Source organism: Thauera sp. WH-1, from assembly GCF_047806685.1.
Taxonomy (GTDB): domain Bacteria; phylum Pseudomonadota; class Gammaproteobacteria; order Burkholderiales; family Rhodocyclaceae; genus Thauera.
Genome location: NZ_JBLQGP010000038.1, coordinates 1 through 17294 on the forward strand (window position 1 = coordinate 1; position 17294 = coordinate 17294).

General features: G+C 69.5%; 12 protein-coding genes and 1 pseudogene. 3 read left to right on the plus strand and 10 right to left on the minus strand.

Features of this window, described 5'->3' with window-relative positions:
• Window positions 1–235 precede the first annotated feature (235 nt).
• The 5 genes from ACMV5O_RS20370 to ACMV5O_RS20390 all read right to left on the minus strand — a co-directional run bounded on the left by ACMV5O_RS20370 (window position 236) and on the right by ACMV5O_RS20390 (window position 4536).
• On the minus strand, window positions 236–568 hold the full coding sequence (locus ACMV5O_RS20370) for a type II toxin-antitoxin system RelE/ParE family toxin (RefSeq protein WP_416165165.1): 333 nt from the start codon (window positions 566–568) through the stop codon (window positions 236–238).
• Entirely contained in the window at window positions 565–816 is a 252-nt protein-coding gene (locus ACMV5O_RS20375) for a type II toxin-antitoxin system ParD family antitoxin (RefSeq protein ID WP_416165166.1), read from the minus strand. The genes ACMV5O_RS20370 and ACMV5O_RS20375 overlap by 4 nt, the downstream gene beginning before the upstream one ends.
• A 45-nt stretch (window positions 817–861) precedes the next feature.
• The gene (locus ACMV5O_RS20380) at window positions 862–1953 is read right to left on the minus strand and encodes an ADP-ribosylglycohydrolase family protein (protein ID WP_416165167.1); all 1092 of its coding nucleotides are present in this window, start codon (window positions 1951–1953) and stop codon (window positions 862–864) included.
• Window positions 1950–4067, minus strand: coding sequence for a 5-histidylcysteine sulfoxide synthase (gene ovoA, locus ACMV5O_RS20385; protein ID WP_416165168.1), 2118 nt, complete (start codon window positions 4065–4067; stop codon window positions 1950–1952). Before ovoA ends, ACMV5O_RS20380 begins: the two co-directional genes overlap by 4 nt.
• Window positions 4068–4158: 91 nt before the next feature.
• Window positions 4159–4536 (minus strand): thioredoxin family protein, encoded by a 378-nt coding sequence (locus ACMV5O_RS20390; protein ID WP_416165169.1) that lies wholly within the window; start codon window positions 4534–4536, stop codon window positions 4159–4161.
• A gap of 223 nt (window positions 4537–4759) precedes the next feature.
• Here ACMV5O_RS20390 and ACMV5O_RS20395 point away from each other — a divergent pair, with 223 nt between their 5' ends.
• From ACMV5O_RS20395 to ACMV5O_RS20405, 3 genes are read left to right on the plus strand one after another with little or no spacing between them, the layout of a single operon-like run.
• Entirely contained in the window at window positions 4760–5572 is an 813-nt protein-coding gene (locus ACMV5O_RS20395; RefSeq protein WP_416165170.1) for a hypothetical protein, read from the plus strand.
• Window positions 5569–7560 (plus strand): MFS transporter, encoded by a 1992-nt coding sequence (locus ACMV5O_RS20400; protein ID WP_416165171.1) that lies wholly within the window; start codon window positions 5569–5571, stop codon window positions 7558–7560. Before ACMV5O_RS20395 ends, ACMV5O_RS20400 begins: the two co-directional genes overlap by 4 nt.
• A gap of 9 nt (window positions 7561–7569) precedes the next feature.
• A complete protein-coding gene (locus tag ACMV5O_RS20405) occupies window positions 7570–8559 on the plus strand; it encodes an ABC transporter substrate-binding protein (protein WP_416165172.1) in 990 nt (329 codons plus the stop codon).
• A gap of 213 nt (window positions 8560–8772) precedes the next feature.
• On the opposite strand, the gene ACMV5O_RS20410 is transcribed toward ACMV5O_RS20405, so the two are convergent.
• From ACMV5O_RS20410 to ACMV5O_RS20430, 5 genes and pseudogenes are all read right to left on the minus strand, one after another.
• Entirely contained in the window at window positions 8773–10170 is a 1398-nt protein-coding gene (locus ACMV5O_RS20410; protein WP_416165173.1) for an alkaline phosphatase D family protein, read from the minus strand.
• A gap of 213 nt (window positions 10171–10383) precedes the next feature.
• Window positions 10384–12363 carry a peptidase U32 family protein gene (locus tag ACMV5O_RS20415; protein ID WP_416165174.1) on the minus strand — a complete coding sequence of 660 codons (1980 nt, stop codon included), beginning with the start codon at window positions 12361–12363 and terminating at the stop codon, window positions 10384–10386.
• Window positions 12364–12484: 121 nt separating this feature from the next.
• Window positions 12485–13837, minus strand: a complete 1353-nt coding sequence (gene aceF / locus ACMV5O_RS20420) for a dihydrolipoyllysine-residue acetyltransferase (protein ID WP_416165175.1) — start codon at window positions 13835–13837, stop codon at window positions 12485–12487.
• 77 nt (window positions 13838–13914) lie between these two features.
• Complete coding sequence (gene aceE / locus ACMV5O_RS20425; RefSeq protein WP_416165176.1) at window positions 13915–16608, minus strand: pyruvate dehydrogenase (acetyl-transferring), homodimeric type; 2694 nt, start codon at window positions 16606–16608, stop codon at window positions 13915–13917.
• 148 nt (window positions 16609–16756) lie between these two features.
• Window positions 16757–17294, minus strand: a pseudogene (locus tag ACMV5O_RS20430) (dihydrolipoyl dehydrogenase); the annotation flags it as partial.

The window sequence follows — 17294 nt, forward strand, 5'->3', positions numbered from 1 at the left end:
GTCCACATGGGCGGCAGCTTGACGACCTGCATGCTGACGTCGCGCTTGAGAATGTCATCAGGCGGCTCCGGGTCGGCTGCCGCTATCCGGACTCAGCATCCGATAGCAGCCACCCGCCATACATCGAATCGGCTTGCGGTCTGGCGCTCTGGCCGCAAGGCGCATACCCGCAGCTCGGCACGACTGAGCTGCGCATCGGGCGAGGGGAAACGGCCGACTGGCAGCCCCGTGGCGTTCAGGCCAAGGTGTCCGGATCCTGCATCCAGGCGGGAATGTCGCGCTGGCCATGCAGCACGCGCCAGACATCGATGTGGTCTGGTCTCTCGACATAGAAGACGAGGTAGGGGTAACGGGACAGCGACCACGCGTGCAGGCCGGGAAGCTCAAGTTCATGGGCATACCGCGGCGAGCCCGTGCCCGGATGGCGGCCGATGTGGGTGTAGGCCCGTTCCAGCGCGTCGATGAAATCGAGTGCCACGGAAGGCCCGCCCTCTTCCAGATACCAGGCGAGCGCCGCGTCAACATCCTGGCTGGCCTGCTCACGCGGAACGACCGGCTTCGTCCTCACCCGCGAGAATCTGTCTTGGTACGCTGGCGGACCCGGTCACGCAGGCCTTCGAAATAATTGGCATCGGCCGGGGCTGCGGGGGCACTGGCTGCGCTGGCCAGCAGCAAGCCGCGCAGGCGCTGCCGATCCTGATCCTTGCGGATCAGTTCGCGCACGTACTCGCTGCTGGTGCCGTAGCCGCGTTCGCTGACCTGCTCGTCGACGAAGGACTTCAGGCTGTCGGGCAGGGAAATGTTCATGGTGCTCATGCGCGCAGCCTAGGTCGCTTGGCAAAATTTGGCAAGAACGCCCGTTCAGGCGGCCCTCGTCTGCGCGGCGACGCGCTGCACGATCGCCCTCAGTGCCGCGCTGTCCGCCAGTCCGGCGATGAAGCGCTGCGGAATGCCGCCCAACCCCACCTGCGCCCCCACCAGCGCCCCGGTCAGCATCGCCCGCGCCAGGTTCTGCCCGCCGCCGTTGACCGCATGCAGCACCGCCGACTCGAAGTCGTCCGCGAAGCGCGCCGCCAGGTAGTACGCCGCCGGGAACTGGTGATACACCGCGCACGGCATGCCATACACCAGCGACACCTTCCATGCCGGCTCGATGCGCACGTCCGGGTCGCGGGCTGCACGGGCGATCGAGGATTGCGTGAGCAGCGCATCGGGCGAGGGAAAGCGGCCGGCGGTCGGGGCCTCGGCGGCGCCGGGCCTGGGCGCCTGAAGGTTGCCCGAGGTCACGGTGTGAAAGGGCAACGCGCCGGACTTTACCCGCGCCATCAGCTTGGCCGAGATCGACGCGTCCAGCGTGTGGCCCTCGACCAGCATGCCGAGCACCGCGCCGAAGGCGACCGTCATCGCCACCACGGTGCCGTCGGTCTGGGTGAGCACGGTGTTGCGGGTGACGGCGTCGGCGAGCGCGGCGGGGTCGAGCGCGTAGCGCACCGCGATCGCCAGCGTGCGCTCGGCGGCTTCGGTGGTGTCGGCGTTGCCGCCGACCTGGCCCCAGGGCAGGCCCTGCTGCACGCGTTTCCTCCAGGCCTCGCGGATGGACTGGCTGGTGTAGCCGCCGGGGCCGTGCATCGGCACGCCGTCAATCTGCGGGAAGAAGTCCTCGTCCAGCCGCCGGCAGAAGTCGGCCTCGTCGTAGCCGCCGCGCTCGGCGAGCGATTCCAGCGTCAGGCGCAGCAGCACGCCGGCCTGCGAGGATTCGCCCGCCTTCATCCCGGCGTGGTAGTGGTCGGGCATGGGCGCGGTGTAATCGGAGATCCACGGCCCGTAGCGCGCGCGCAGCTCGTCGAGGTCGTAGTACCAGTGCGGGCCGAGCGCCAACGCGTCGCCGATGAAGGCGCCCATCAGCGCGCCGGCGGCGCGGTCGATCAAGGCTTCGCGGTCGATGGCCGTCATGCGCGCTTCCTCCAGATGGTCAGCTCCGACAGCGTGTGCTGGTGCTTGCGCCGCGTCTCGCGGATCACGAAGGGCACCGCCTGCGGCCCCTGCACCAGTTCGAAGTCGGCGGCGAGCAGGTCCTTCAGGCCGTCGAGCGTGGTGTAGGACTCGCCATCCTTCTTGAAGCCGCCGATCCACTCCTCGCGCTTGGTGTGCTCTTCCAGCCAGGTGTAGGGCGAGGCGAGCAGCAGGAGGCCGCCGGGGTTGAGCCGCCGCGGCACGTCGGCGAGGAAGCGGCGCGGACTGTACAGGCGGTCGATCAGATTGGCGGCGAGGATGAGGTCGAAGCCGGTGAAGACGTCCTTGAGGTTGCAGGCGTCGCCCTGCCAGAACTCGACGCGGCCGGCGGTCTCGGCCAGGCCCAGCGCGTCGAGCCGGCGCTCGTGGTAGCTCACCAGCTCGCCCTCGTCGGGCAGGGTGTAGCGCAGCACGCCGGTCTCGGCGAGCTTGGCGCCGGCCTGGATGAAGCGCGCAGAGAAGTCGATGCCGACCACGCGCTCGAAGGCGCGCGCCAGTTCGAAGCTCGCTCGCCCGGTGGCGCAGCCCAGATCGAGCGCACGGACGAGACGGCCGTTGCCGAAGCGGCGCTGGGCGCTGATCGCGATGTCGGCGAGCGCCTTCGGGAAGTTCGGCACGCCGAAGGCCTCGTCGCCGTAATGGAACTCGGCGTACTGCGACAACAGCGCGTCGGTCTCGTAGGTCGAGGCCGGGTTGAGTGCGGGCGCGTCGCTGACGATGTAGCGGAAGCCCGCGTGCTGGAAGAAGTGGCGGCGGAAGGCGTAGCGCGAGGCGTGGCGCGACTCGTTGCCGGCCGAGATCCAGCTGCCGCCCTTGATGATGCCGTGGCGGTCGTCGAAGGTCGGGGTGGTGAAGTCGTCGTAGATCGGATGCACGTCGAAGCCGTCGAAGGGATAGGTCGGCGTCTCGCACCACTGCCAGACATTGCCGACCACGTCGAACAGCCCGCCATGCGGGAACCGCGTCACCGGACAGCTCGAGGCCCAGTGGTCCAGGTGCAGGTTGGCGCTGGCCGGCGCGTCCTGTGGCACGTCGGCGAGGCCGGCGTGATCGTAGATGCGGTTCCACTCGTCCTCGGTCGGCAGGCGCACCGGCTGGCCGGTTTCACGCGCCTTCCAGCGGCAGAAGGCGCGCGCCTCGAGGCAGTTGACCTCGACCGGCCAGTCCCAGCGCATGGGCACTTCCTCGGTCATCAGGCGCAGGGTCCAGCCGTTGGCATCCGGCACCCAGAAGGTGGGGTGTTCGGCGCGGGCGAAGCGCTTCCAGCCCAGGCCCTCCTCGTCCCACACGCTGTCGTCGGCATAGCCGCCGGCCTCGACGAAGCCGAGGTATTCGCGATTGGTGACGAGGTGGCGCGCGGCCTGGAAGGCCGGCACCTCGGCGTGGTGGCTGCCGTATTCGTTGTCCCAGCCGTAGATCGGCTCATCGAAACTGCGGCCGAGCCTCACCGTGCTGGCCGGGATGTCGACCAGCGCGTTGGCGGGCGGCTCGCCGTGCTCGGCGCAGGGCTGCCAGGCCGGATGCGGCTTGACGTAGTGCAGCGCGTGCTGGCGCATCAGCACCGAGGAGGTCTCGAGGTGGATGCGCTCGTGCTCGATGCCCATCACCACCGCCCAGAACGGATCCTTCCAGCCGATCGGCAGCGTGAAGGGCGTGTCGCGGATCACCCGGTCGACCACCGCGCGCACCTTGTCGCGGTAGGCGGCAACCTCGGCCACGGTGGGCCAGTCATAGCGGGTGTCATCTAGGTCGTCCCAGCTCATCTCGTCCACGCCGACCGCGAACATCGATTCGAGGCGCGGATCGATGCGCTGCTCGATCAGGCCGGCGAGCAGGAACTTGTTGATGAAGAAGGTCGCGGTGTGGCCGAAGTAGAAGATCAGCGGGTGGCGCAGGCTGATCGGCTTCTTGTAGTAGGCCTCGTCACAGGCGAGCACCTCGAACAGGGACTCGTAGCGGTCGAAGGTGGTGTGGAAGTAGGCGAGCAGCTCGGCGCGCTTGGCCTCGACGTCGGTGCCGGCGAGCAGCGGGCTGCGGGGGAAGAGAGCGTTCATGGTCGGCGTCCGCGGAGCGATGCACAGGACTGTGCAAGATCGCGGGCACGGGATCAAGCGCGAACCGCCCGCGGCCTTGCAGGGGCGGGCTTCAGCGCGCCAGCCGGGCGCCGAACTCGCTCACGGCATGCGGGACGGCAATGGCGCCGGCGGACGAGTGCGCGAGGCTTTCCAGCAGCCGCGTCACCACCGGCTCGAGGGGCAGCGAGGCGCCGAAGTGCAGGGGCCGTCCACCCCTGAAGATGGCCAGCGTCGGGAAGTCGTCCACGTCGATGTCGCCGACCAGCTCGGCATCGTCCTCGATGTCGGCCCAGGCGAAGAGGATCTCGGGGTGGGCCCGGGCGACGCGCTCGAGCACCACCTGGAACTCCCTGCAGGTGCCGCACCAGTCGGCGCACAAGGCCATCACCACGAGCGGCTGTTCGGCGAGGCGGGGATGGTGGGGAAGCTGGTGGGCGGGGGTCAGCATGGCGCGGGCGTGAGGTGTCGCAGCAAGGATGGAAGAGGCCGCGGCGATCATCACCGCTTGCGGGGCGGGGCGGAAGCTTACCGATGGGGCGGAAGCTTACCCTGTGCCGCCCGGGTTTTGCGCCGCCAGCTGTCGCGCTGGTCGCATCGGCGCTTCATTTGTGCGGCTTCCGCAACTACGCTGGTACGAGCAGCACGGCTCATGGCATCGGATGGAGAGGGGCATGGCGCTGTTCTGGCGGGTATGGGCAGTGGTGGTCGTGGTCAATGTCCTCGTGCTGGCCTTCTTCGTCGGCCTGGCCACGCTGCGCTACGCGAGCATCGATGCGGCGCTGGTGGGTGAGCGCCTGGCGGTGCTGGCCAACCGCACCGCGACCCCGTTCGCCGCCGCGGCGCGCATCGGCCTGTCGCTGCAGGCGGTGCGCAATGCGCCCGCGATCCTCGAGCGCGCCCGCCAGACCGACGAGGCCATCGTCGCCATCCACGTCTTCGATGCCGAGGGGCGGGTCGTCCATTCGACCGCGCCCGCTGCGCCGGCGCGCATTCCACCCTCGGCCGCGGTCGCGCTCGCCGCGGCAGCCGGTCGGCCCTGGTACCGCGAGACCGAGGACGGCTTCCTGAGCGGCATCCAGATCCAGTCGGCGTCCGGCGCACCGATGGGGGGCGTGCTGATCGTGTACCCGCGGCGCGCCAGCCTCACCAATCTGCGTGCCATGGGGGCTGAACTGGCAGTGGCCGCGGTGGCCGTCCTCGTCGTGTCGTCCGCGCTCGGTGTCGTGCTGCTGCGCCTGGGGCTGGCACCGCATCTGGCGGTCTTCCGCGCGGTGGATCAGAGCATTGCGGCGTTCGAGCGTAGGTCGTGGCGACAGGCGTTCGTCACCGTGGCCGAACGCGGCGAGCTCGCCGACGCGTCCACGCCGGCGGCCGGGCAGGAGGTGCCAGGGGACGACGGTCTGGCGGCCCTGCTGGCCGACGCCGAACGACGCTACCTCGATGCGCGCCGCGCCCTGGCGGCGGCCGATGAGGAGCGGTCATGAGCGTGAGGCGTGAACTCGACAGCGGCTTCTTTCGGGTCCGCCTGATCGTGCTGGTGGTGGGGGGCGTGACCGCGGCTTTGCTGGCGCTCGGGGTGTCGGCCTTGCTTGCCTTCGACCGTGCGGTGGCGCCAGAGCTCGAGAACCGTACGCGGCTGATCGGCGCGATCGTGCGTGGCGAGATCCAGCAGGCGGTCGAGCTGGGCATCCCCGTCGATGCCATCGCGGGGCTGGATCGCCACCTGGGCGAGACGCTCGGCCGCTTCGGCGAGGTGGAGCGCATCGCCGTGCGCTCGATGGCTGGCGAGCTGCTTGCCGAGGCCGCGCGTGGCGGCGAGGCGGGCGAGTCCTCCTTCACGCCGGCGCCTGCCGACGTGCTCGCGGTGGCGCGGGGGGCCTTCGTGCTGCCGGTGCTGGCGGGCAACGAGCTGGTCGGCGACATCGTGATCGAGGTCAATTCGCGCTTCGTCCACACCCGCCTGCGCGACATCTTCCTCGACGTGCTGGTGGTGGCCCTGGTGGCGAGCGTGATCGCGGTCGAGCTGGTGTTCGCACTCGCCCACGGCACCGTCGGTCGTCCCTTCGACCGCGTGCTGCGACTGCTGCGTGAGCAGCGCCAGGGCATCTTTGCCCATGTCGTGGGCGGCGGTGGCCTCGGCGGGCTGGGCCGTGCGGCCGCCCGTTTCAGCGACCACGCGCTGGATCTCGCCCGCCGCCTGGCGACGCTGCCGGCGGCGACGCGGGCGGGGCTGGTGGCGCGCGCCGGCATCCGCGTCGATGCGGATGGCCCGTGCCTGCTGCGCTTGTCCGACATTGCCGACATCCGGCTCGCGCTGTTCCTGTTTTCGGTCGGCACCGAGGTGGCGACCGCCTTCCTGCCGCTTTACGCGCGCGATGCCGGACGCCCGCCCTGGCTGTCGAGCGAACTCGCGGCGGCCTTGCCACTGCTCGTCTATCTGCTCGCGATCGCGATCATGTCGCCTTTTGCCGGCGCGCTGGCGCGGCGCTTCGGCCCGCGGCGGCTGTTCGTCGGCGTCCTCGCGCCCGCTGCGGTGACGCTGCTTGGCATGGGACTCAGCACCAGCGTGGTCGGCATCACGGCGTGGCGGGCCGGGCTTGCCCTGTGCTACGCGCTGGGCACCATCGCCTGCCAGGAGTATGCGCTGCGTGCCGCGGCCGGCGCCGGTCGGGCCGCGCCGATCGGGGTGTCGGTGACGGTGATCTTCGGTGGCGTGTTCTGCGGCTCGGCATTGGGCGGCCTGCTCGCCGAGCGCTTCGGATTCGCGGTGGCCTTCGCCGCCGGCGCGGTGACGGTGCTGGCGGCCGCGTTGCCGGCGCTGCTGTCGATGCGTGGCGAGGCAGGCGATGCGGTGGCGTCCGCGCCGGCGCCTGCTGCGGTGGCGGTGCGGCGCGGCTGGGGCCGGCTCGCGGTGCTGTTGCTGGCGGTGGCGGTGCCCGCCAATGCGACCACCGCCATCGTCGTCTGGTATCTGAGCCCCTTGCTGCTGGCCGAGCTGGGGTCCGGACCGGCCGAGATCGCCCGCGTGGTCATGCTCTACTACCTGGTGGTGATGCTCGTCGGCGGCACGGCGAGCCAGCTTGCCGACCGCCGGGTTGGCCCACTGCCGCTGGTGGTCGGCGGTGCGCTGCTGTCGGCGGCAGCGCTGCTCCACCTGGCCGCCCACGTGGACTTCTGGGGCACCGTACGGATGCTGGTGCTGCTCGGCATCGGCCACGCCATGCTGCGTGCGCCGATGCACGCGCTGGCGCTGCGCATCGGCGGCGCTGACGGCGGGGCCCTGTCGGCGCTGCGGCTGGGCGAGCGCATCGGCGCCTTGCTCGGCCTGCTCGTCAGTGCCGTGCTTCTTGGCCACACCGGCATCGCCGGCACGATCGCCGCGGTGGGTTGGACCGTCCTGTGTGGTGCGCTGGTGTGTGCTACGGTGGAATCGATTGCAGGGGTCGGTGGGCGACGGGCTCGGGAGCGCTGATAGATGTGGATGAGACGCCTTGCGATGGCGGTCGCATTGATGCTGGCGGCGAGCGCTGCCCAGGCGGCGCGCTACGAGGTGATGATCGTGACCTGGCGCGGCTGCGAGGAGGCCTGCGAGGGCTTTCAGGCGCAGCTGCGCGAGCGTGGCGTGGACGTCGAGTTCGTGCTGCGCGACGCCGGTCAGGACCGCGGCCGCCTGCCGGCCTTTCTTGCCGAGGCGCGAGCGCGCCAGGTCGACCTGATCCTGAGCTGGGGCACCAGCGTGACCCAGGGGCTGGCCGGCACCCTCGGCGAGCCGGGCGATCCGGCCGACTTCAACCACGATATTCCGCAGGTGTTCATGATCGTTGCCGATCCGGTCGGCGCCGGCCTCGTCGAGAGCCTGGAGCGCACCGGTCGTCGCAACCTCACCGGCACCTACAACCGCGTGCCCGAGGAGGTGAACATCGAGACGATCCGCGCGCTGCGGCCCGACTTTCGACGCCTTGGCCTCATCTACAACGGCAACGAGCCGAATTCGGTGCTCAAGCGCGCGGAACTGGCCGCACTCGCCACGCGCCTCGACTTCGAGCTGGTGGCGCGAGCCTTGCCGCTGGCCGCCGACGGGGAGCCGCGCGAGGCCGACATCGCGCCGGCGATCGCCGCACTCAAGGCCGACGGCGCAGATTTCCTCTACCTGGGTTCGTCATCCTTCCTGCAACGTGCGGGCCGCACGGTGACGGCGACGGCCGTGCAGCAGGGGCTGGCCGTGCTCAGCCCCTACGAGCAGCTGGTGCGCGAGGCCTCGGCGCTGATCTCGGTGGCGCCGCGCTACCGCGACGTCGGCCGCCTGGCGGGCGTGCAGGCCGAACGCATCCTCACCGAAGGGCGCCAGGGTGGCGACCTTCCGGTGCTGCAGATGCGCGACTTCGCGGTGGTCATCAACATGCAGGTGGCGCGAACGCTGCGCCTGTTCCCGCCGCTGCCGCTGCTGCAGGTGGCGGAGACGGTGAACTGAGCCTGGGCTGATTCTGCGCCGACGTGCTGAGCGGGTATCAGGCGGTCGCGGCGAGGGCGCAAATGGATGTGGCTGGCGTCGGTTGATCGCAGTCAATCAGGTCCGCGCGGCGAGCTGCCGCGCACGCTGTTCTTCGACGGCCGGGGGGCGTCAAGGCGGTGTCGGGCATTGTGGATGAGGCGCGCACGCGCGCGTTGCTCGGCCTGGGTGCGCTCACGGCGTGCGCAGCCGCGCGGCCGGAAACGCTGCCTCCCACAGGCGCGTGCCCGCGGCATCCCACGCAGTGACGCGCAGCACGCGCGCGCCGGCCGGCCCGGCGAACGCCAGCGTGCAGAAGTTGCGCTGCGTGACCAGCGTCCCGGGGACCTCGCGCACCGGGAATGGGCGCGGATGCACGCGCGCGGTCAGCGGCGAGCAGGTGAGCTCGGTCAGCGGATAGGTGCCGGGGCGCTCGCGTTCGGTCAGGTGGGTGTAGTGGATGTCGCCGGAGACGAAGAACACGCCGTCGATGCGCGCCGCCATGAGCCAGTCGAGGAAGGCCTGGCGCTCGGCCGGGAAGTTGTGCCAGCCTTCGCCACCGCGCTGCTCGCGCGACGGCCGATCGCTGAGCATGCGGCTGCCGTTGGCGACCAGCTTGAAGGTGGCGCGCGAGTCGCGCAGCGCGTCCCTGAGCCACTCGAGCTGCGCCGCGCCGAGCATCGTCCGCGCCGGGTCTTCGCTGGCGTCGTCGTCACGGTGGTAGCGGTCGTCGAGCAGGAACAGCTCGACGTCGCCGAGTGGCACGCGGGTAAAGGTGCCGGCCGCGTCGGGCAGTCCGTAGCTCGGGTTCGCCCAGTAGTCCTTGAAATGCGCGAGCGCCGTCGCCTTGAGCGCGAAGTCCCGGTTCGAATTGTTCGGGCCGTAGTCGTGATCGTCCCAGATGGCGACGTGCTGGCCGGTGCGCAGCAGCCGCTGCAGCGGCGCGAAGCTGCGCGTGGCCGCCCAGCGCCGGTGCATGCGCGCGGCGGCTTCGTCCGCGGGCTCGAAGTCGCTGTCACGGTAGTAGATGTTGTCGCCGAGCCACAGCATCAGGTCGGGGCGCTGTGCGGCGACGGTGTCGAAGATCTCGAAGCCGGCGCCGAAAGAATCCTTGGTGATCTCGTAAGGCGCGTCGGGAACGTAGTTGCACGAGGCGGTGGCGATGAGCAACTCGCGCGGCGCGGCCGGATCCGCGGGCGCGGTGGAGAATGCGGGCGCCGCGTCGAGTTCGACCGGGGTGCCGTCGAGCAGCACGCGGTAGGCGTAACGGGTGGCGGCCTGCAAGCCGTCGAGGTCGATGCGCGCGGTGTGGCCGTGCTCGAGGCGGGTGGCGACCGGCGCGCTGCGCCGCACCGCCTCGGGCTGCCCCTGCGGCCAGTACTCGAGTTGCACCTGCGCGGGGGCGTCGGTCATCAGCCACACGCCGACGCGTTCGGCCGTCGCCGGCCCCGCCATCGGGCCGCCGGCCAGGGTGGCCGCGCTGACGCCGGACGCATGCAGCGCCAGCAGCAACCAGGGCAGCGCCAGGCGGCGTAGGGCGCAACAAGCGAGGCGCAATGCACCGCTTGCCTCATTCCATTTCCCCGCGTGCATCGGCGCGATCACTCCTTGCCCAGTCGAGCGCATGGCCCCACGCGCCACCCCGGCGTGGAACGTCGAGTCAATTCAACCTGCAGTCCGGCTGACATACCCGTATTCATCCGGATTGAAACGAAGGTCGTTGGGGGGCGCACGATCGTCCTGCTGGTCACGAATCAGGTGGGTCCCCATGGCGCTGCTGACCCGTTGCCGCCGGGCGATTGAGCCTCAGGTCCGCGCCGGCCGCGCCGCGTCCTTGCCCGGTCGGGTGGGGAAGAAGCTCACTTTCTGCGCCACCACCGTGTCGCGCATCTTCGCGATGTGCGGCTTCAGCGCGCCGACCACGTGCATCTCGCAGCGCTTGCAGTCGAAGCGCAGGGTGAGGGTCTCGTCGCCATTGACCAGTTGCATCGGGTCGGGGCGGATGCCCTTCACTTCCTTCGGGCACAGGTTGAAGCTATAGCGCAGGCAGTGCTTGGTGATCATCAGCGAGACGTCGTCGGTCTCCTGGTTCTCTTCGAAGGCGGCGTCGATGAGCTTGACGCCGTGCCGGGCGTAGAAGGCGCGCGCCTTGTCGTTCGAGACGTTGGCGAGGTAACTCAGCGCGTCCTGCGGGTAGGGCACCGGCGGCTCGACCGCGGCGGCGCGCGGCGGACGGGTGTGGGCCGCCAGGCGCGCAGCCTCGAGGCGCTCGACGGCGTCGCGGCGCAGGGCGTTGAGCTGGCTTGCGGGCAGGAAGGGGGCGACCGGCAGATCGGTGCGGATGTCAGCGGCGACGAAGAGGGTGTTGCCGAGCTTGGCGATGTGCTCGCGCAAGGTGGCGAGTGCGCGCTCGGCGTTCTGCGCCGGCTGAAAGGGGGTAGCGAGCGTCGCCGTGCCGCTGAGCCCGTCCTCGTCGGTGAGCGTGAGGGCGAAACCGTCGGCGGTCGCCGAGAAGCGCGCGTCGACCCTGATGCGGCGTTCCGCCGACTTCTTCTCCAGCGCACGCTCGAACTCGTGATCGTGGTTGCGGAACAGCGAGGTACCGGGCACCAGATCGGCCGGCAGCGGCTCGGACGGGAACACGCGGTCGATGCCTTCGCCGCCGCCGTTGGCCTCGGCGCGGTTCACCCGCAGGCCGGTGAGCTCGCCCTTCGGCGTGTACCAGGTCAGGCCGTCGGCGTTGTGGATCGGCGCGACGCGCTCGACGTCGAAGAACTTGCGTCCCTTGGTGTCGATCTTCTTCACCCGGCCGATCGGCTCGCCGACGAACTTGGGTGACTCGAAGGCCTCGATGCCGTGGTGGCGGTCGTTGGTGAAGTAGTCGGTGTAGCCGCGGTTGAAGGTCTTGTCGGCCTGCGGGGTGAACAGGAAGGTCGTACGCCCGCTCGAGGCGCGGCGATACACAGGAGCGTCAGCTTCGGGGTGCTCGATGATGTCGTCGAGCAGCGTGCGGTAGTGGGCGGTGATGTTCTTGACGTAGGAGAGGTCCTTGTAGCGACCCTCGATCTTGAACGAGCTCACCCCCGCCGCGGCCAGTGCGCGCAGGTTGGCGCTCTGGTTGTTGTCCTTCATCGACAGCATGTGTTGGTTGCTGGCGATGGTGTGGCCGTCCTTGTCCTTGAGGTCGTAGGGCAAGCGGCAGGCCTGCGAGCATTCGCCGCGGTTGGCGCTTCGCCCGGTATGGGCGTGGCTGATGTAGCACTGGCCGGAGAAGGCCACGCACAGCGCGCCGTGCACGAAGTATTCGAGCTGGCAGGTGGTCGCCGCCGCGATCTTCCTCACCTCGGCGAGCGACAGCTCGCGCGCCAGCACGATCTGCGAGAAGCCCACGTCCTGCAGGAAGCGCGCCTTGCTCGCGTCGCGGATGTCGGTCTGGGTGCTGGCGTGGAGCTGGATCGGCGGCAGGTCGAGCTCGAGCAGGCCCATGTCCTGCACAATCAGGGCGTCCACCCCGGCGTCATACAGTTCCCAGATCAGCTTGCGTGCCGGTTCGAGTTCGGCATCGAACAGGATGGTGTTGGTGGCGACGAAGATCTGCGCGTGGTAGCGGTGGGCGTGCTGCACCAGGCGCGCGATGTCCGCCACCGAGTTGTCCGCGGACGAGCGCGCACCGAAGGCAGGGCCGCCGATGTAGACCGCGTCCGCGCCATGGTTGATGGCCTCGATGCCGAAGTCGGCGGTCTTGGCCGGGGCAAGGAGTTCGAGGGTGTGGCGGTCGGTGCTCATCGGCGTCTGGATTGCGCAAGCGCTTGATCGGAAAGGCCGCGATGATAACAAGGCGCGCGCCGGCGGGCGCGCCTGTGGTGAAAAAAGCGGTGCCGCCGATCCCCGCGGCACCGCCCGCCACTCATCCCAGGCTGATGCGGCGGAAGTCGTTCACCAGTTTCGCCAGATGCACCAGGAAGCGGGCCGCCAGTGCGCCGTCAATGACGCGGTGGTCCCACGACAGGCACAGCGGCATGATCAGGCGCGGGGCGAACTCCTTGCCGTTCCAGACCGGCTTGATCTGGCTGCGGGTCACACCCAGGATCGCCACCTCGGGCGCGTTGATGATCGGCGTGAAGCCGGTGCCACCGATCCCGCCCAGGCTCGACACCGTGAAGCAGGCGCCGCTCATGTCGGCCGGCCCGAGCTTGCCCTCGCGCGCCTTTTTCGCCAGCGCGGCGGACTCGGACGCGATCTCGTAGAGCCCCTTGCGGTCGGCGTCGCGGATCACCGGCACCACGAGTCCGTTGGGCGTATCCGCGGCGAAGCCGATGTGGAAGTACTCCTTCAGCACCAGGTTCTCGCCGTCGAGGCTGCTGTTGAAGGTCGGGAATTCCTTCAAGGCCGCCACGCTCGCCTTTATCAGGAAGGCGAGCATGGTGAGCTTGGCCGCGTTCGGATCCTTCGCATTCTCGCTGTTGACCTGATTGCGGAAGGCCTCGAGCTCGGTGATGTCGGCTTCGTCGAAGTTGGTCACGTGCGGGATCAGCACCGCGTTGCGCGACAGGTTCGCCCCCGAGATCTTCTTGATCCGCGACAGCGGTTCGAGCTTGATCGGGCCGAACTTGGAGAAATCGACCTTGGGCCAGGGGAGCAGCTCGAGCGTGCTGCCCGGGGCAGCCTGTGCCACGGTCTTGCCCGGCACCACGCCGCTCTGCATCGACGCCTTGACGTGGGCGGTGACGTCCTCGCGGGTGATGCGGCCGTTGCGTCCGCTGGCCCTGACCGTGGCCAGATCGACGCCGAGCTCGCGTGCGTAATGGCGCACCGAGGGGCTCGCATGCACCTTGCCGCCAGCGACGATTGTCGGCGCGACGATGGGCGGCGGGCTGGCCGCCGGTGCCGCGGGCGGCGGCTCCGCCACAGTCGGCGCCGGGGCAGCGGGGGGCGCTGCAGGTGCTGCAGCGGCGGGGCTTGCGGCGGCGGGCGCCGTGGGCGCAGCGGGTGTCGCAGCGGGCGCCGCCGCGCCGGCGTCGGCGGTCTCGATCCGCAGCAGCAGGCTGCCCTCCGAGACGCGGTCGCCGACCGCGATCAGGACTTCGCGCACGGTGCCGGCCTGCGGCGCGGGCACGTCCATCGTCGCCTTGTCCGATTCGAGGGTGACGATCGGGTCATCGGCGTTGATCGTGTCGCCCGCCTTCACGAGCACTTCGATCACCGGCACGTTGTTGTAGTCGCCAATGTCGGGAACGTTTACATCCAGCAAGCGGGTCATTTCGTCTTACCTCGAAGGAGTAGATTGCTGCCCTGCGCGCCGCTGCGCGTCGGGCAGGGAGGTCGGGTGCGCGGGCATCAGCTGCCGATCGGGCTGGGCTTGTCGACGTCGATGCCGAGGCGGGCCGGCAGACCCTTCAGGATCGACGCCTCGAGCGTGCCCTCGGCGACCAGGCTCTGCAGCGCAGCGAGCGCGATGTAGCGGGCATCGACCTCGAAGAAATCGCGCAGGGCGGCACGGGTGTCGGAGCGCCCGAAGCCGTCGGTGCCCAGCACCGTGTAGCGGCGCGGGACCCAGTTGCGGATCAGGTCGGGATAGGAGCGGATGAAGTCGGTCGCCGCCACCACCGGCCCTTCGCGGCCAGCCAGTTGCTCGGTGACCCACGGCGTACGCGCCGCCTCTTCCGGATGCAGCAGGTTCCAGCGGTCGCAGGCGATGCCGTCCTTGCGCAGTTCGCCGAAACTGGTGGCGCTCCACACGTCGGCGGCGACGCCGAACTCGCGCTCGAGCAGCGCGGCCGCGTCCTGCACCTGGCGCAGGATGCTGCCGCTGCCAAGCAGCTGCACGCGCGGCACCCCTTCCAGCGTGCTGCTGCGAAGCAGGTAGAGACCGCGGCGGATACCGTCCTCGGCGCCCACCGGCATCGCCGGCTGCTGGTGGTTCTCGTTGTACATCGTGATGTAGTAGAAGCCGGTGTGGTTCTCCGCCATCATGCGGCGCACGCCGTCCTCGACGATGACCGCGACCTCGTAGCCGAAAGCCGGGTCGTAGGCGTGGCAGGTCGGGATCGTTGCGGCATAGATGTGGCTCTGGCCGTCCTCGTGCTGCAGGCCTTCGCCGGACAGCGTCGTGCGGCCGGCGGTGGCGCCGAGCAGGAAGCCGCGCGCCTGGCAGTCGGCCGCGTTCCAGATCAGGTCGGCGACGCGCTGGAAGCCGAACATCGAATAGAAGATGTAGAACGGCAGCATCGGTTCGTCGCTGTGCGAGTAGGCGGTGCCGGCCGCGATCCAGGACGCCATCGAGCCGGCCTCCGAGATCCCTTCCTCGAGGATCTGCCCCTTCACATCCTCGCGATAGAACGCGAGCTGATCGCTGTCCTGCGGCGTGTATTGCTGGCCCCAGGGCGAGTAGATGCCGAACTGGCGGAACATGTCCTGCATGCCGAAGGTGCGCGCCTCGTCGGCCACCACCGGGACGATGCGGGGGCCGAGCTGGCTGTCGCGCATCAGCTTGTTGAGCAGGCGCACGAAGGCCATCGTGGTCGAGATCTCGCGCTCGCCCGAGTCGGCGTGGAAGGGCACGTAGAGTTCGGGCTGCGACAGGGCGATCGGACGCGCCTCATGGGCGCGGGCCGGCACGTAGCCGCCCAGGGCGCTGCGGCGTGCCTGCACGTAGCGGGCTTCGGCGCTGTCCTCGCCTGGGTGGAAGTAGCGCAGTTCGTCGAGGTCATCGTCGGACAGGGGCAGGCCGAAGCGCTCGCGGAAGCGTTCGAGGTCGGCCCGCGCCAGCTTCTTGGTCTGGTGCGAGGTGTTGGCGCCCTGGCCGGATGCGCCCATGCCATAGCCCTTGGTGGTCTGCGCCAGGATCACGGTCGGCTGGCCACGGTGGCTCACGGCCGCGGCGTAGGCGGCGTAGATCTTGATCGGGTCGTGGCCGCCACGCTTGAGGGCGTCGATGTCCTGGTCGGACATGTTGGCGACGAGGGCGGCGAGCTCGGGATAGCGCGAGAAGAAGTGCTCGCGGTTGTAGTGCCCGTCGGTCGCGGACAGCTTCTGGAACTCGCCGTCGACCGCCTCGGCCATGCGCTTGAGGATCCAGCCGTCGTGGTCGCGGGCGAACAGCACGTCCCAGTTGCTACCCCACATGCACTTGATCACGTTCCAGCCGGCGCCGGCAAACAGCGTCTCGAGCTCCTGCACGATGTTGCCGTTGCCGCGCACCGGACCGTCGAGGCGCTGCAGGTTGCAGTTCACCACCAGGATCATGTTGTCGAGCTGCTCGCGGGCGGCCAGCGAGATGCCGGCGAGCGACTCGGGCTCGTCCATCTCGCCGTCGCCGACGAAGGCCCACACCTTGCGGTCGCTCGGCGCGATGATGCCGCGGTGCTCCTGGTAGCGCTGGAAGCGCGCCTGGTAGATGGCGCTGAGCAGACCCAGGCCCATCGAGCCGGTGGGGAACTGCCAGAAGTCGGGCATCAGCGTCGGATGCGGATAGGACGACAGGCCGCGGCCGATGCCGCCGGAGACCTCGCGCCGGAAGTGCTCGAGGTTGTCGCGGCCGAGCCGGCCTTCGAGGAAGGCGCGGGCATAGATGCCGGGCGCCGAATGGGCCTGGAAATAGACCAGGTCGCCGGGGTGGCTGTCACTGCGGGCACGGAAGAAGTGGTGAAAGCCCACTTCGTAGAGATCGGCAATCGACGCATAGGTGGCGATGTGGCCGCCCAGTTCCGGATGCAGCTTGTTGGCGCGCGACACCATGGCGAGGGCATTCCAGCGGTGGATCGCGGTGATGCGCGACTCGAGGTCGAGATCGCCGGGGTAGGGCGCCTGTGCTTCGACGCCGATCGTGTTGCGGTAGGGGGTGGTGTGGCGGGTGTGAAAACGGCCGCCGCTGCGGCGACCCGATTCGATCAGGCGGTCGACGAGGTACTCCGCGCGCTGAAGACCGTCACGCTCGACGACTTCGGCGAGGCTGTCGAGCCAGTCGCGAGTTTCGTCCGCATCGCTGTCGATCGGCAGGCTGGAGATCGTCTGTTGCGAGATGGCTGTCATGGCCCTTGTGCTCCTTTCGAGGGACCGGCCGGTGCTCCTGCGGGAGGCCTGCCAGTGGGGTGGTGTCGGTGTGATTGCAGTCTAATGGCCTGATTCAATGTTTCTATTGTCCTAGAGCATTGCATCACGCCGACCCCACGCAGACTGTCTACTTCTTGCGCATCGGCGGCAGGTCGGTGCAGCTGCCGTGCGCCACTTCGGCCGCCATGCCCACCGTCTCGCCCAGGGTCGGGTGCGGGTGGATGGTCTTGCCGATGTCGGTCGCATCCGCACCCATCTCGATGGCGAGGCAGACCTCGCCGATCATGTCGCCGGCCGAGGGGCCGACGATGGTGCCGCCGATCACGCGGTGGGTCTCGGCATCGAAGATCAGCTTGGTGAAGCCGTAGTCGGCGCCGTTGGCAATCGCGCGGCCGGACGCGGCCCACGGGAACTTGGCGGTGTCGACCTGCTTGCCCTCGGCCTTGGCCTGCGCCTCGGTGTAGCCGACCCAGGCCACTTCCGGATGCGTGTAGGCCACGCCCGGGATCACGGTGGCGTCGAAGGCGGCCCGGGCAAGCTCCGCCTTGCCTTGTGCCTCCCCGGCCGCGACTTCGGCCGCCACGTGCGCCTCATGCACCGCCTTGTGGGCGAGCATGGGCTGGCCGACGATGTCGCCGATGGCGAAGATGTGCGGCACGTTGGTG